This window comes from Nocardia sp. NPDC058666 (genome assembly GCF_042714895.1).
Lineage (GTDB): Bacteria > Actinomycetota > Actinomycetes > Mycobacteriales > Mycobacteriaceae > Nocardia.
Genome location: NZ_JBHXRY010000005.1, coordinates 412267 through 426040, shown reverse-complemented (window position 1 = coordinate 426040; position 13774 = coordinate 412267). Strand labels below are relative to the sequence as shown.

At 67.1% G+C, this 13774-nt stretch carries 16 protein-coding genes; 12 read left to right on the top strand and 4 right to left on the bottom strand.

The window, feature by feature from the left end:
* Positions 1-5 precede the first annotated feature (5 nt).
* The 6 genes from ACFWVD_RS15855 to ACFWVD_RS15830 all read left to right on the top strand — a co-directional run bounded on the left by ACFWVD_RS15855 (position 6) and on the right by ACFWVD_RS15830 (position 4671).
* Positions 6-950: an ABC transporter permease gene (locus ACFWVD_RS15855; RefSeq protein WP_379243254.1), complete on the top strand. Its 945-nt coding sequence runs from the start codon at positions 6-8 to the stop codon at positions 948-950.
* 44 nt (positions 951-994) lie between these two features.
* Positions 995-1828, top strand: a complete 834-nt coding sequence (locus ACFWVD_RS15850) for an ABC transporter ATP-binding protein (protein ID WP_379243252.1) — start codon at positions 995-997, stop codon at positions 1826-1828.
* Positions 1825-2589, top strand: a complete 765-nt coding sequence (locus tag ACFWVD_RS15845) for an ABC transporter permease (RefSeq protein WP_379243250.1) — start codon at positions 1825-1827, stop codon at positions 2587-2589. Before ACFWVD_RS15850 ends, ACFWVD_RS15845 begins: the two co-directional genes overlap by 4 nt.
* 13 nt (positions 2590-2602) lie before the next feature.
* The gene (locus ACFWVD_RS15840; protein ID WP_379243248.1) at positions 2603-3739 is read left to right on the top strand and encodes an ABC transporter substrate-binding protein; all 1137 of its coding nucleotides are present in this window, start codon (positions 2603-2605) and stop codon (positions 3737-3739) included.
* Between the two features lie 100 nt (positions 3740-3839).
* On the top strand, positions 3840-4196 hold the full coding sequence (locus ACFWVD_RS15835; RefSeq protein ID WP_379243246.1) for an arsenate reductase family protein: 357 nt from the start codon (positions 3840-3842) through the stop codon (positions 4194-4196).
* A 166-nt stretch (positions 4197-4362) separates the two neighbouring features.
* Positions 4363-4671, top strand: a complete 309-nt coding sequence (locus ACFWVD_RS15830) for a hypothetical protein (protein ID WP_379243244.1) — start codon at positions 4363-4365, stop codon at positions 4669-4671.
* Between the two features lies 1 nt (position 4672).
* On the opposite strand, the gene ACFWVD_RS15825 is transcribed toward ACFWVD_RS15830, so the two are convergent.
* The 3 genes from ACFWVD_RS15825 to ACFWVD_RS15815 all read right to left on the bottom strand — a co-directional run bounded on the left by ACFWVD_RS15825 (position 4673) and on the right by ACFWVD_RS15815 (position 6524).
* Positions 4673-5224: an NUDIX domain-containing protein gene (locus ACFWVD_RS15825; RefSeq protein ID WP_379243242.1), complete on the bottom strand. Its 552-nt coding sequence runs from the start codon at positions 5222-5224 to the stop codon at positions 4673-4675.
* 27 nt (positions 5225-5251) lie between these two features.
* Positions 5252-6130 (bottom strand): membrane protein insertase YidC, encoded by an 879-nt coding sequence (gene yidC, locus ACFWVD_RS15820; RefSeq protein ID WP_379243240.1) that lies wholly within the window; start codon positions 6128-6130, stop codon positions 5252-5254.
* A gap of 94 nt (positions 6131-6224) precedes the next feature.
* Positions 6225-6524: a DUF6412 domain-containing protein gene (locus ACFWVD_RS15815; RefSeq protein WP_379243238.1), complete on the bottom strand. Its 300-nt coding sequence runs from the start codon at positions 6522-6524 to the stop codon at positions 6225-6227.
* 159 nt (positions 6525-6683) lie between these two features.
* Here ACFWVD_RS15815 and ACFWVD_RS15810 point away from each other — a divergent pair, with 159 nt between their 5' ends.
* Positions 6684-7412 (top strand): TetR/AcrR family transcriptional regulator, encoded by a 729-nt coding sequence (locus tag ACFWVD_RS15810; protein ID WP_379243236.1) that lies wholly within the window; start codon positions 6684-6686, stop codon positions 7410-7412.
* A gap of 3 nt (positions 7413-7415) precedes the next feature.
* Here ACFWVD_RS15810 and ACFWVD_RS15805 read toward each other — a convergent pair whose 3' ends face one another.
* Positions 7416-8603 (bottom strand): DUF418 domain-containing protein, encoded by a 1188-nt coding sequence (locus tag ACFWVD_RS15805; protein WP_379243234.1) that lies wholly within the window; start codon positions 8601-8603, stop codon positions 7416-7418.
* A 216-nt stretch (positions 8604-8819) separates the two neighbouring features.
* Between ACFWVD_RS15805 and dop the strand changes: the two genes are divergently transcribed.
* The 5 genes from dop to pafA all read left to right on the top strand — a co-directional run bounded on the left by dop (position 8820) and on the right by pafA (position 13764).
* Complete coding sequence (gene dop / locus ACFWVD_RS15800; protein WP_379243232.1) at positions 8820-10319, top strand: depupylase/deamidase Dop; 1500 nt, start codon at positions 8820-8822, stop codon at positions 10317-10319.
* A gap of 120 nt (positions 10320-10439) precedes the next feature.
* Entirely contained in the window at positions 10440-10634 is a 195-nt protein-coding gene (locus ACFWVD_RS15795) for a ubiquitin-like protein Pup (RefSeq protein ID WP_019047503.1), read from the top strand.
* Positions 10631-11476 carry a proteasome subunit beta gene (gene prcB, locus ACFWVD_RS15790; protein WP_379243230.1) on the top strand — a complete coding sequence of 282 codons (846 nt, stop codon included), beginning with the start codon at positions 10631-10633 and terminating at the stop codon, positions 11474-11476. The genes ACFWVD_RS15795 and prcB overlap by 4 nt, the downstream gene beginning before the upstream one ends.
* The gene (gene prcA, locus ACFWVD_RS15785) at positions 11473-12240 is read left to right on the top strand and encodes a proteasome subunit alpha (RefSeq protein ID WP_379243228.1); all 768 of its coding nucleotides are present in this window, start codon (positions 11473-11475) and stop codon (positions 12238-12240) included. Before prcB ends, prcA begins: the two co-directional genes overlap by 4 nt.
* A gap of 165 nt (positions 12241-12405) precedes the next feature.
* Positions 12406-13764: a Pup--protein ligase gene (pafA, locus tag ACFWVD_RS15780; RefSeq protein ID WP_379243226.1), complete on the top strand. Its 1359-nt coding sequence runs from the start codon at positions 12406-12408 to the stop codon at positions 13762-13764.
* Positions 13765-13774: the final 10 nt, after the last annotated feature.

Below are 13774 nucleotides of genomic sequence, written 5' to 3'. Positions count from 1 at the left end.
GTTCGGTGGTGACAACGACAACCATCGATCCGGCGACAGCTGTTGTCCCGCCGAAGATTCGGGCCGCGACCGCGTCGAAGACCCGGGTGTTGCGTGCGGTCTACGCGGTGAGCGCGTTCGTGCTCGTGGCGGTGATCTGGGAACTGGTGAAGGTGCTGGTCCCCGCTGATGGGGTGAGTATCGCGGGCACTCGCATTCTGCCGCGCACCACCGACGCCGCACTCCCGCACGTGTGGTCGGTGTTCACCGTGCTCGGCGAGGCCGACGGCAAGGGCACCGTCGGCGAAACACTGTTGCGCACAGGGATGTTCACCCTCGGACTGTCGCTGCTGGCCCTGCTGTTGGGTGCGGTGGTCGGGGTGGCATTGGCCGTGGCGATGCAACGGTTCGGTTGGCTCGAACGGGGACTGCTGCCCTATGTGGTTCTCTCTCAAACGGTTCCGCTGATCGCGCTGGCACCCCTGGTGGCGGCGTGGGGCGGGAAGCTGTCCATCGGCGGCGAACCGTGGCGGCCGTGGATGAGCATCGTGGTGATCGCGGCATATCTGGCCTTCTTCCCGATCGCGATCGGGATGCTGCGCGGGTTGCAGGCGCCGTCGGCGGCCTCGGTGGAATTGATGCGCAGTTGCTCGGCCGGATGGTGGGCGACATTGTCGCGCTTGCGTTTTCCCGCCGCCGTGCCTTCGTTGATCCCCGCGCTGCGACTGGCGGCCGCGGCCGCGGTGATCGGCGCGGTCGTGGCCGAGATCTCCACCGGCACCGCGGGCGGGATCGGCAGGCAGATCATCGTGTTCTCCCAGCAGGCCACCGGCGACGCCTCCCGCCTCTACGCCGCCGTGCTCGCCGCGGCGCTGCTGGGCGTGGTCCTGACCGCACTGGTCGGACTGGTGGAACTGGCCCTGCGCCGCTACAGCCACCCGCCCGGCACCAGCGCATCGAACGACCGCTGATGAGCGAAACATTCTCCGCCACAACGTTTCAGGAAGTAGCACCTATGAGCACGTCCGTCGTGGAACCCGACAGTCCGGTGTCGCCTGCCGCGGTCGAACTGAGCAACCTCGGCAAGACCTTCGCCGCCGGGGACGTGACCGCATTGTCCGACGTCTCGCTGACCGTCGCACCCGGGGAGTTCGTGTCGCTGATCGGGCCGTCGGGGTGCGGCAAGTCCACGCTGCTGCGGATCATCGCCGACCTCGAGACGCCCAGCAGCGGAACAGTCACCGTGCACGGCAAGCCGGCGCGGCAGGCCCGGATCGACCAGGACTACGGCATCGCGTTCCAGCAGGCCGGTCTGCTCGAATGGCGCACCGTCGCAGCCAATGTCGAGCTGCCCCTCGAACTGCACCGGGTCCCCAAAGCGCAGCGCAAGGCACGCAGTGCCGAACTCCTGGACATGGCGGGGCTGAGCGAATTCGCGGATCGGTATCCGGCGGAACTGTCCGGGGGTATGCAACAGCGGGTCGCGATCGCCCGTGCGCTGGCCCGCAAGCCGTCGCTGCTGCTGATGGACGAACCGTTCGGCGCGCTGGACGAGATGACCAGGGAACGGATGCAGGGCGAGTTGCTGCGGATCGCGGGGGAGACCGGCGCCGCGGTGGTGTTCGTGACGCACTCGATTCCCGAGGCGGTGTACCTGTCGGACCGGGTGGTGGTGCTGTCGGCACGACCGGGACGGATCAGCGACATGGTGACCACCGGCGGCTGGGATCGACAGTCCGACACCGACGTTCGCGCTTCCACGGAGTTCTTCGCCGCCGTGGCCGCGGTGCGCGCGGCACTGCGCGGCGAGCACGACGAGACCGCGGTGGCCGGACGGGATCTGCGATGAAGACCTGGTTGCCACCCCTGCTCGTCGGTGTCATCGCCCTGGTGCTGTGGCAGGTGCTCACCGTGGTCGCGGGCGTGCCGTCGTTCCTGCTGCCCGCGCCCAGCGCGATCGCCACCCAGTTCGTCGAGAACGCGGGCCGGATCTTCGACGCGTCGCTGGCGACCGGCACCAACGCGCTGATCGGGTTCGTCGCGGGAACCGTGCTCGGCCTCGTAGCGGCGGTAATGGCGGTGCGGTTCAACGTAATCGACGGATTACTCACTCCACTGGCCGCCGCCGCTGCCGCCGTGCCGATCGTGGCGCTGGCACCGCTGCTGAACTCGATGTACTCCACCACCACCGAGACCCCGCGACGCCTGGTCGTCACCATCGTCGTGTTCTTCCCGGTGTTCGTCAGCACCGCCCGCGGGCTGCGTCAGGTGCCCAAGGTGCAGGCCGACCTGATGACCTCCTACGCCGCGTCGGGCTGGCAGATCACCCGCACCGTCCGCCTGCCCGCCGCGCTGCCGCACCTGTTCACCGGGCTGCGGATCGCGGCACCGGGCGCGGTCATCGCGGCCATCATCGCCGAGTACTTCGGCGGCCTGCAGAACGGTCTCGGCAGCCGAATCACCTCCGCCGCCGCCAACACCGCCTACCCACGCGCCTGGGCCTACGTCGTCGGAGCGATGTGCGTGGGCCTGGTCTTCCTGGCAGCAGTGCTGCTGCTGGAACAACTGCTCCGCCGACCCCGAACCCCCCTGCTGTCCACGATCCGATGAGGGAGATCCATCCATGAGCAAGACCGCATACCGGTTGTGCAGCGCGGTGGCCGCGGCCGCCGTGGCCGCCGCCGCACTGACCGGCTGTAGTACCACCGAATCCGAGACCACCGCCGACGGCCTCACCAAGGTGACCCTGCAGCTGCAGTGGTTCAAACAGGGGCAGTTCGCGGGCTACCTGGCCGCGGTGGATCAGGGCTTCTACAAGGAGCAGGGCCTGTCGGTCGAGATCCTCGACGGCGGCACCGACATCGTCCCGCAGACCGTGCTGGCGCAGGGTCAGGCCGACTACGCGGTCGCCTGGGTGCCCAAGGCCCTTGCCTCCCGCGAGGCGGGCGCGGGGATCACCGAGATCGCGCAGATCTTCCAGAAATCGGGCACCAAGCAGGTGTCGTTCAAAGCCGACAACATCACCGGGCCCGCCGACCTGCGTGGCAAAACCGTCGGAAACTGGGGCTACGGCAACGAATTCGAGCTGTTCGCCGGCATGACCAAGGCCGGCATCGACCCGGCCAAGGACGTGAAACTGGTCCAGCAGCAGTTCGACATGAACGCGTTCCTGGCCAAGGACATCGCCGCCGCCCAGGCCATGTCCTACAACGAATACGCCCAGCTGCTGGAAACCAAGAACCCCGCCACCGGAAAGCTGTACACCGCAGACGATTTCAGCACCATCGACTGGAACGACCAGGGCGTGGCCATGCTGCAGGACGCCCTGTGGGCCAACACCGAGAAACTGCAGGACACCAAATATCAGGAGCAGACGGTCAAGTTCCTGGTCGCCTCGCTCAAGGGCTGGGCCTTCTGCCGCGACAACCTCGACAAGTGCCGCGACATCACCGTCGCCGCGGGCGCGACTCTGGGTGCGGGACACCAGCAATGGCAGATCAACGAGGTGAACAAGCTGATCTGGCCCTCACCCGCGGGCATCGGCACCATCGACAAGACCGCATGGGATCGCACGGTGTCGATCGCCAAGAGCACCAAGAACGCTGACGGCGCAACGGTTCTCACCAAGGACCCCGACGCACAGGCGTCGACTTCGGAGTACGTCACCAAGGCGCTCGAGCAGTTGAAGGCCGCCGGCGTCGACGTGACGGGCGCGAGCTACCAGCCCACACAGGTCACCCCGACCGAGGGCGGAAAGTAGGAGTGCGCGGGATCGCTGCCTGATCCACCCGACTCGACGGCCCATCGGCAGCACGCCGATGGGCCGTCGCGGCGTTGTGGGCGCCTATTACGCTGCGACCATGACCGAGATCTGGCACAACCCCCGCTGCACGAAGAGCCGCAACGCCACCGCGCACCTGGATGCGGCCGCGGTGGAGTACACCGTGCGCCGGTACCTCGACGATCCGCCGACCGTGGTGGAATTGCGGGCGGTGTTGGCGCGGTTGGCTGCGCAACCGTGGGATATCACCCGCACCGGGGAGCAGATCGCCAAGGATCTGGGGATGGCGCAGTGGGGGCGGACCGAGGCGGATCGCGAGCGGTGGCTCACCGCGCTGGCCGAGAATCCGAAGCTGATCCAGCGGCCGATCGTGCTGCTCGCCGACGGTTCCGCGGTGGTGGCACGCGATGAGGAATCGTTGCGTGCGCTGGACTGATTCGACGATTGCCCGTAGGTAACTATTGCGGCACGGGCGTAACGTAGACAGCGGATCGAGGGATGTAGCTGACATCACAGGAACACCGTGTGCCTGTGCGAATAATCGGACCGAGCGTGAAACTGCCGCGGGGTTGGATGCGGACACTTCACGCATGGAGGTTGTCATGACATCGCTTCGTAAACTCGCAGTCGGCGCCACCGCGGCCGGGCTCATCGGCGCTTCGACGTTGCTGATCGCGCCCGCTCAGGCGCAGGGGCCGGGCCATTGTTCGGTGAACCCCATCGCGGCCACCGGCGCCTTCTCTCAGTGCGGCTCACCGGTCTGGCATCAGGTGCGGGTGACCTGTTGGGCCTGGTGGAACTGGGGTGCCAGCTATGAGCGCTACGGCCAGCCCGCGCACGGCGGGTACCACTCCGAAACCGCGTGTGACCTGCCGTTCAGTATGCAAACCTGGCAGGTTCACACCTGGTAGATCAGCGTCGGGGGCCGTCGTACTCGGTGAGCAGGCCGTTCAGCACGGTCCGCGTATCGGGAACGAAGGGCCACGCGGGGTCGTTCAGGTGTGCGCGTAGTTCGGCATCGGTCCACCACCAGCCGTCCGCGATCTCGGACGGCTGGTGGACGATCGGACCGTCGTACCGGTACTCGAAACCGAACAGGTGACACCGCAGCGCGCGCCCGGCCCAGTCACCATCCCAAGAAGCCTTGGCGCGCAACGGAAGTACGGTGCCGTCGGGAACGGCGATGCCGAGCTCTTCGCGCAATTCGCGGATCGCGGTGTCGGCGGGGTCCTCACCCGCGTCGACCACGCCACCCGCCATACAGTCGTGCATCCCCGCGAACACGAGTTTGCTGTCGGTGCGCCGATGCACGTACACGCGGCTGCCGTCGACCGATCGAACGAGCACGCCGGCACTGGCGTGCCACAGGCCCTCGCGATAGACGGTGCCTCGATCGGCCGCACCGATCACCCGCCCGTCGGCATCGTAAACGGCGAGCAGTTCGTCCTCCGGATTCGCTGACACCGCCCGAGGGTAACCGCCGAGGCGCTGTCACCTCTTGTGTCGCTGCGGCTTCACCCCCGGTCGCGGCGCGGCGGCGCGGGCCACGACCACCTGTTTGTCCGCGGCGGTTTCGGCGTCGAGCTTGCGGCGGATCAGATACTGCTGGCCGCACGTCCACACCGCATTGGTGGCGAAGTAGACGAGCACGACCACCGGCAGGATCGCGCCGCCGATCAACGCACCCGCCGGGAACACCCACAGCGACAGGGTGCGCAGGATCGCGGCCGTGCTGTTGTCGCCGGTTGGCGGGGTGATCCTGGCCGTGAGGTGTGTGGCCAGCGCGGCGATGACGACCAGCGGAACGGCCAAGACCGCGACCGCGACGAACACTTCGCCCGCGTCGGACAGCGTCGCCGACAGCGGTGCGCCGAACAACGTCGCGTCCAGGAACGCGCGGACCTCGGGTACGCCGAACAGGTAGTTCGCGGTGGCGCTGTTGGTCTCGATCGACAGCGGGGTATCGGTGGCGGTGAACGGGCCCACCGCGTAGGTGCCGGTGCGATCGAACGAGCGCAGGACGTGGAACAGGCCGAGGAAAACCAGTCCCTGGGCGATCAGCGGGACGAATCCGGCGAACATGCTGACGCCGTTGTCGCGATGCAGTTGTCGGACCTTCTCGGCCTGCGCGCGTGGATCGTCGCGGTGGGTGCGGCGAATGGTGTCCATCTGTGGTTGCAGGGAACGCAGAATTTTCTGGGAGCGAGCTTGTCGCAGCGCGGTGCGCACCAGCAGCGCGCGGACGGTGACAACCAGCGCGATCACGGCGAGCAGCCACGCGACACCACTGGCCGGCCCGAGCGGAATCGCGAACAGCTGATGCCAGCACCACAGCACCGCGGAGACGGGGAAATAGACGAAATCGAGCATGACGGGACGACCTGTCCGTGCAGCGTGCGCGAACGCACGAAAGGGGGAGTGGGATCACGAAGACCGACAGGCGGCGCCGAAAGCGCTGCACCTGTCAGTGGTGATCGATCCCCGGTGCTCGTGGACGTGGCCGACCCGCGGCATCCGGATTGCTCTGTCGCAGAAAGGAACCGCGTAATCGACGCTGCGCCGACGGCGGTGGACCCACCGATGCGACCCGGACCGGCAGGTGTGTGCGCCCGGTGATCGCGACCAGCGCGCACACCATCGCGGCGGCGACCGCACCGAACGCGAGCATGCGCGCGGACTCACCGCCGGGCGCGGCAACCAGCACGAAGGCGGGCAGCACGCACGCGAGAACCGCGTACGCCATCACCATCGCCCGTGCCTGCATGGATTCGAGCATACCGACGTCCGCCGCGAGCTGTTCCGAACCAGGGATTACCCTAGGTCGCGCAGTCCGAGCACCGCGAAGTATGTGTTACATCAAGTAACGTTCAGGTTAATGGAACGCGATGTCACGGCCAATTTCGGCACGGGTATCGTTGATGCGGTGACTGCACCATCCGCGCACGCCGATCAGACCGCCAGCGACGGTCGCGCCACCCGCTGGCACGGCCACAAGGAACGCCGCCGTGCGGAGATGATCGATGCCGCCATCGAGGTGGTCGAGGAGCACGGGCTCGAGATCTCGGTGCAGCTGATCGCCGAACACCTGTCACTGCCGCGACCGGTGGTCTACCGCCACGTCGGTGGCCGTGCCGAACTCGACGCGCTGTCGCGTCAGCGGATCCTGGAACTGCTGCTCGCGGAACTGCTGCCCGCGCTGCAGTCCGACGGCACGCTCAAAGACGCCGTGCGCGGCGCGATCGGCAGCTACCTGGGCTGGATCGAAAAGCATCCGAACCTGCACCGCTTCCTCGGCGATGCCGCCCCGCAGGGCGCGGTGACCACTCTGGGTGGCGCCGGGCGGGTGGTGAGCGGCCAGCTGGCCGACATCTTCGCGGCGAGCCTGGCCCGCTTCGGCATCGACCCCGCCCGTGGACGGCCGATGGCGTTCGGCATGGTCGGCCTCGTCGATGGTGTGGTCACGAGCTGGCGTGCGGAAACCGAGGCGGTGCTGTCCACCGAGCAGGTGCAGGGCATTCTGACCGAGTCGGTGCTGTCGCTGTTCGAAGGCAATGCCCGCAGTCTCGGCGTTCCGCTGCAACGGGATTCGCTGGTCTCGGAACTGCTCGTTGCCCCCGATGCCGCACCGCCGCCGGGGGAGCGACTGCGCTGAAACTCAGCCGGTCGGCGCCAGCGCGCGAAATGTTCTGTGCCACAACCATTCCACGGGGCCACGCTCGAAACGGCGCAACCACAGGTGGGCGAAGACCATGATCACCAGAGCAACTGCCAGGTACATCGCGATGGTGAACGGCACCCGCGCCGACTCCGATACCTGGGCCGCGAGCCCGAAACCCCAGCCGTAGCACAGCATTCCGGCGATCAAGTTCTGCCCGATATAGCAGCTCAGCGCGGTGCGGCCCACTTCGCTCAGCCGTGCGCCCGCGAAACCGACGCGGGGTCGGCGCAGATAGAACGCGGCGACGGCGGCCAAGATGCCCAGGGCGACCAACGGAGCGGTGCCGTACCCGGTGAACAGCACGACATCGCCGCCGATCGCGATACCCGCCGCCAGATCCACGGGTGCGGCGATGCCGAGCCCGATCACCATGAGCCACCGGCGAATTCGCGCACCCTCGGGTGCGAACACGCCCGCCCGGAACAGTCGCGCACCGACCAGGAACAGCGCGATCGACATCGGGAACACGAAGATCGTTTCGAGTCGGAACATCAGCGCGTGGTCCACGCGAAACAGCACCAGATCCCAAAAGGAGCCGTCCGTATAGGGATTGGGGTCAAGCGCTGCCGAGGTGGCGCTTTCCTGCATCGGCGCGAAGGCCAGCGCTGCCGCGATCAGCGTCAACATCGTCACGTGGACCGAGGCCGCGATGATCAACCAACGACGTTGTGCCCGTTCACTTGTCGCCAGCACATAGGCCACAACAAGGCCGGTGACCGCGTACCCCATCAGCACATCGAATTCGGCCACGAACAGGAAGTTCAGCAACCCGTCGAGGAACAGCAGCCCCGCGCGAATCGGGTACTTGCCCGGCCACGCCCGCCCGGCCCGCCGCGCCGAACCCTGCTGAATGGCAAGGCCGATCCCGAACATCACCGTGAGTAGACCGAGGAACTTGCCCTGCGTCAGCTGCTGCAGCACCCGCTCGGACCACATCCAGGCGTTCTCGGGTGTCGCGGCGAGCTCGTCGAGGTAGCCGATCATGCCCGCGGGACTGGTGAAGATCCAGATATTGGTGCCCAGCGTGCCCAGAATCGCGATGCCGCGCAACACATCCAGCGCGATCATGCGCGCGGGCCGGCTCGCGACGGGCGCTTCGGCGGTGGGTGCGACGGCATCGGTCATCCATCGAGTATCAGCGGCTGAACGGCCCACCGGATCGCCCACGAGGACCATCTCGGGGTCCGCCTAATGGGGACGTGCGAGGGCCCCAGGGGCACCGCTGCGCCGAGATGCCGGTGCACCCCCGGCGCGTCGCCTAGGCGTACCTCCGCCTTCGCTCCGGCCGTGCGCAAAGGGACTTAGGACCGCTGCGCGTCTGCACCCATTAGGCTCGACACCATGCAGCGCATCATCGGAATCGAGGTCGAATACGGCATCTCGACCCCCACGGAGCCGGCGGCCAACCCCATCCTCACCTCCACGCAGGCCGTTCTCGCCTACGCGGCCGCGGCGGGGTTGCCGCGAGCCAAGCGGACCCGCTGGGACTACGAGGTGGAATCGCCCCTGCGTGACGCGCGCGGTTTCGACCTGAGCCGGATGAGCGGGCCCGCCCCGATCATCGACGCCGACGAGGTCGGTGCGGCCAACATGATCCTCACCAACGGCGCCCGGCTCTACGTCGACCACGCACACCCCGAATACTCCGCCCCCGAGGTCGTCGACCCCCTCGACGCGGTCATCTGGGACAAAGCAGGCGAACGCGTCATGGAGGCCGCCGCCCGGCACGCCTCGAGCGTGCCCGGTGCGCCGCGGCTGCAGCTGTACAAGAACAACGTCGACGGCAAGGGCGCCTCCTACGGCACCCACGAGAACTACCTGATGAGCCGCGACACCCCGTTCAGCCACATCATCGCGGGCCTGACCCCGTTCTTCGTCTCCCGTCAGGTGATCTGCGGGGCGGGCCGGGTCGGCATCGGCCAGTCCGGTGACCGCGCCGGCTTCCAGCTGTCGCAGCGCGCGGACTACATCGAGGTCGAGGTCGGCCTCGAGACCACGCTCAAGCGCGGCATCATCAACACTCGCGACGAACCGCACGCCGACGCCGACAAATACCGGCGCCTGCACGTGATCATCGGCGACGCCAACCTGGCCGAGATGTCGACCTACCTCAAGGTCGGCACCACCGCGCTGGTGCTGGACATGATCGAAGCGGGCGAGAACCTCTCGGAGTTCCAACTGGCCCGCCCGGTCACCGCCGTGCACCAGATCAGCCACGACCCCACCCTGCGCGCCACCGTGGCACTGGCCGACGGCCGCGAGCTGACCGGCCTTGCGCTGCAACGCCTTTACCACGAGCGCGCCGCCAAATTCGTGCACCGCGAAGGCAACGACGACCCGCGCGTGCTCGACATCCTCGACAACTGGGCGATGGTTCTGGACCTGCTCGAGCGCGACCCGATGGAAGCCGCGCACCTGCTGGACTGGCCCGCCAAACTGCGCCTGCTCGAAGGCATGCGCACCCGCGAGGGCCTGGGCTGGGCCGCGCCGAAACTGCACCTGATGGACCTGCAGTACTCCGATGTGCGCCTGGACAAGGGTCTGTACAACCGCTTGGTCGCGCGCGGTTCGATGAAGCGTCTGGTCACCGAGCAACAGGTGCTCGACGCGATGACCAACCCGCCCACCGACACCCGCGCGTACTTCCGCGGCGAATGTCTGCGTCGCTTCGGCGCCGATATCGCCGCCGCCAGTTGGGATTCGGTGATCTTCGATCTGGGTGGTGATTCGCTGGTGCGGATCCCGACCCTGGAACCGCGTCGAGGCACGAAAGCGCACGTCGGAAAGCTTCTCGACGCCTCGCGCACGGCCGCGGAACTGGTCGAACAGCTCACCCACTAAGCGGTTTCGCAGCACGACCGCGCGACAATCCGACCACTATTCGACCAAGTTGTCGGATCGGCTCGGTAGGGTTGTGGGACACACACGATCATCGTGATGAGGAAGAGGAGGTCGGCTGCCATGGCACAAGAGCAGACCAAGCGCGCCGGGGGTGGCGACGAGGACGAGGGCCCCGAGGGCGTAGACGCGGCAGGGCAGGAACGCCGCGAGAAGCTCGCGGAGGAAACCGACGACTTGCTCGATGAAATCGATGACGTGCTCGAAGAGAACGCCGAGGACTTCGTGCGGGCATATGTGCAGAAGGGCGGCCAGTGACCCCAGGTGACCCCTTGCGCCTCCACGCGGGGCGGGCTCTCTCCTCGTTCACCGAACATCTGCGCATGCACGCACCGGACCTGTTGCCCGCCAACAAGTTCCCGGCCTCGGATCTGACCGCGACGAAGGACCTGGCGCCGCACGGCACCACCATCGTCGCGGTCACCTACCGCGGTGGCGTGCTGATCGCGGGCGACCGCAGGGCCACCATGGGCAACCTGCTGGCCAGCCGCGACACCGAGAAGGTGTACATCACCGACACCTACTCGGCGGCAGGGATCGCGGGCACCGCGGGCATCGCGATCGAGATGGTTCGACTGTTCGCGGTGGAGCTGGAGTACTACGAGAAAATCGAAGGTGTGCCACTGACCTTCGACGGTAAAGCCAACAAGCTGTCGAAGATGGTTCGCGACAACCTGCCCGCTGCCATGCAGGGGTTGGCCGCGATCCCGCTGCTGGTCGGTTTCGACGACCAGATCCTGGACCTGGACCGGTCCGGGCGCATCGTGTCCTACGACGTGGTCGGCGGGCGCAGCGAGGAACGGTTCGGCTACACCGCCGTGGGTTCGGGTTCGATGTTCGCGAAGTCGTCGCTGAAGAAGCTCTACCAGCGCGGCATCGATCAGGATCGGGCCCTGCGGATCGCGGTGGAATCACTGTTCGACGCCGCCGACGACGACACCGCCACCGGTGGACCCGACATGCTGCGCGGGATCTACCCGACCGCGGTGGTCATCGACGGCGACGGCGCGGCCGAGATCGGCGAGGACCGTCTCGCTGAGATCGCCCGTGCGGTGATCGCCGACCGGGAAGCCGCCGAAGAAGGGGGCGCCGTCCTATGACGCTGCCGTATTACGCCTCGGCCGAGCAGATCATGCGCGACAAGACCGAGCTCGCCCGCAAGGGCATCGGTCGCGGTCGCAGTGTGATCGTGCTCGTCTACGCCGACGGCGTGCTGTTCGTCGCCGAGAACCCCTCGGCGACGCTGCACAAGGTCAGCGAGCTCTACGACCGCGTCGGGTTCGCCGCGGTGGGCAAGTACAACGAGTTCGAGGCCCTGCGCCGCGGCGGCATCCTGCAGGCCGATCTCAAGGGTTACCAGTACGACCGGCGCGATGTCACCGGGCGTGGGCTGGCCAACCTGTACGCGCAGACTCTCGGGTCGATCTTCACCGATCAGCTCAAGCCCTACGAGGTGGAGATCTGCGTCGCCGAAGTGGGGTATCCGGAACAGTCACCGACCTCGGTGCTGTACCGGATCACCTTCGACGGGTCCATCGTCGACGAACGCGAGTACGTGGTCATGGGCGGCACCACCGAGCCGATCCTGACCCAGCTCAAGGCCAGCTACAAGCCGGGATTGTCCCTGGACGACGCGCTGAAGGTGGCGATCGGCGCCCTGCTGGCCGGGCAGCCCGAAGCCGACAAGGACAAACGGTCGCTGGGTGAGGCCTCGCTCGAGGTGGCCACGCTGGAACAGCAGCGGCCGCGTCGCGCGTTCCGTCGACTGCAGGGCCCGGCCCTGGAGTCGGCGCTGGCCGCGACCAAGCCCAAGCCGGTGAAAGAGGCGGAGCTGCCAGAACCCGATTCCGACGCGGGGAAGTAGCCCACCGTCACGATCATGATCGGACCTGCGAACCATAGTGCTTCGCAGGTCCGATCTCGTCGTGCGCGCGCCGGTCGTTGCCTGTTCGAATCGTTGTGAACACGTAGGCGAATGGGATGTCAACACCGCCGCGCGAGCACTGGTCATGGCTGTACTGTCGATAATGTGCAGCGACGAATCATGGGGATCGAGACCGAGTTCGGTGTGACATGCACCTTCCACGGTCACCGTCGGCTGTCCCCCGACGAGGTAGCCCGGTACTTGTTCCGCCGGGTGGTGTCCTGGGGCCGCAGCTCCAATGTCTTCCTTCGCAACGGTGCCAGGTTGTACCTCGATGTCGGTTCGCATCCGGAGTACGCCACCGCCGAATGCGACAGCCTGGTGCAGTTGGTCACCCACGATCGAGCAGGCGAGCGGGTGCTGGAAGACCTGCTCATAGACGCCGAACAGCGCCTGGCCGAAGAGGGCATCGGCGGTGACATCTACCTGTTCAAGAACAACACCGACTCCGCGGGCAACTCCTACGGCTGCCACGAGAACTTCCTGGTGGTGCGCGCGGGCGAGTTCTCCCGGATCTCCGATGTGCTGTTGCCGTTCCTGGTCACCCGCCAGCTCATCTGCGGGGCCGGAAAGGTGCTGCAGACACCCAAGGCGGCCACGTTCTGCCTGTCGCAGCGTGCCGAACACATCTGGGAGGGCGTCTCCTCGGCGACCACCCGGTCGCGCCCGATCATCAACACCCGCGACGAACCGCACGCCGACGCCGAGAAGTACCGGCGCCTGCACGTGATCGTGGGCGATTCCAACATGGCCGAACCGTCCACCATGCTCAAGGTCGGCACCGCCTCGCTGGTGCTGGAGATGATCGAAGCCGGGGTGTCGTTCCGCGACTTCGCCTTGGACAACCCGATCCGGGCCATCCGCGAGGTCAGCCACGACCTCACCGGCCGTCGCCCCGTGCGACTGGCCGGCGGACGTCAGGCCAGCGCCCTGGAAATCCAGCGCGAGTACTACGCCCGCGCCGTGGAACACCTGCGCAACCGCGACCGCGACCCGCAGGTCGACGCGGTGGTTGACCTGTGGGGTCGCACCCTGGACGCGGTCGAGGCGCAGGATTTCGCCAAGGTCGACACCGAGATCGACTGGGTGATCAAGCGCAAGCTGTTCCAGCGCTACCAGGACCGCTACAGCATGGAGATGTCCGATCCCAAGATCGCCCAGCTGGATCTGGCCTACCACGACATCAAACGCGGCCGCGGGGTCTTCGACCTGCTGCAGCGCAAGGGTCTGGCCAAGCGGATCACCGAGGACGACGCCGTCGACGCCGCCGTGGACACCCCGCCGCAGACCACCCGGGCCAAGCTGCGCGGTGACTTCATCACCGCCGCCCAGGACGCGGGCCGCGATTTCACCGTCGACTGGGTGCACCTCAAGCTCAACGATCAGGCGCAGCGCACCGTGCTGTGCAAGGATCCGTTCCGCTCGGTCGACGAACGCGTCGACCGGCTGATCGCCTCGATGTAGGCGAACCCCT

What these genes read in the sequence shown, in the direction of transcription:
- ACFWVD_RS15850 (WP_379243252.1), top strand. Translation starts at nt 995, where the DNA reads ATGAGCACGTCCGTCGTGGAACCCGACAGTCCGGTGTCGCCTGCCGCG.
- ACFWVD_RS15845 (WP_379243250.1), top strand. Translation starts at nt 1,825, where the DNA reads ATGAAGACCTGGTTGCCACCCCTGCTCGTCGGTGTCATCGCCCTGGTG.
- ACFWVD_RS15840 (WP_379243248.1), top strand. Translation starts at nt 2,603, where the DNA reads ATGAGCAAGACCGCATACCGGTTGTGCAGCGCGGTGGCCGCGGCCGCC.
- ACFWVD_RS15835 (WP_379243246.1), top strand. Translation starts at nt 3,840, where the DNA reads ATGACCGAGATCTGGCACAACCCCCGCTGCACGAAGAGCCGCAACGCC.
- ACFWVD_RS15830 (WP_379243244.1), top strand. Translation starts at nt 4,363, where the DNA reads ATGACATCGCTTCGTAAACTCGCAGTCGGCGCCACCGCGGCCGGGCTC.
- yidC (WP_379243240.1), bottom strand. Translation starts at nt 6,130, where the DNA reads ATGCTCGATTTCGTCTATTTCCCCGTCTCCGCGGTGCTGTGGTGCTGG.
- ACFWVD_RS15815 (WP_379243238.1), bottom strand. Translation starts at nt 6,524, where the DNA reads ATGCAGGCACGGGCGATGGTGATGGCGTACGCGGTTCTCGCGTGCGTG.
- ACFWVD_RS15805 (WP_379243234.1), bottom strand. Translation starts at nt 8,603, where the DNA reads ATGACCGATGCCGTCGCACCCACCGCCGAAGCGCCCGTCGCGAGCCGG.
- dop (WP_379243232.1), top strand. Translation starts at nt 8,820, where the DNA reads ATGCAGCGCATCATCGGAATCGAGGTCGAATACGGCATCTCGACCCCC.
- ACFWVD_RS15795 (WP_019047503.1), top strand. Translation starts at nt 10,440, where the DNA reads ATGGCACAAGAGCAGACCAAGCGCGCCGGGGGTGGCGACGAGGACGAG.
- prcA (WP_379243228.1), top strand. Translation starts at nt 11,473, where the DNA reads ATGACGCTGCCGTATTACGCCTCGGCCGAGCAGATCATGCGCGACAAG.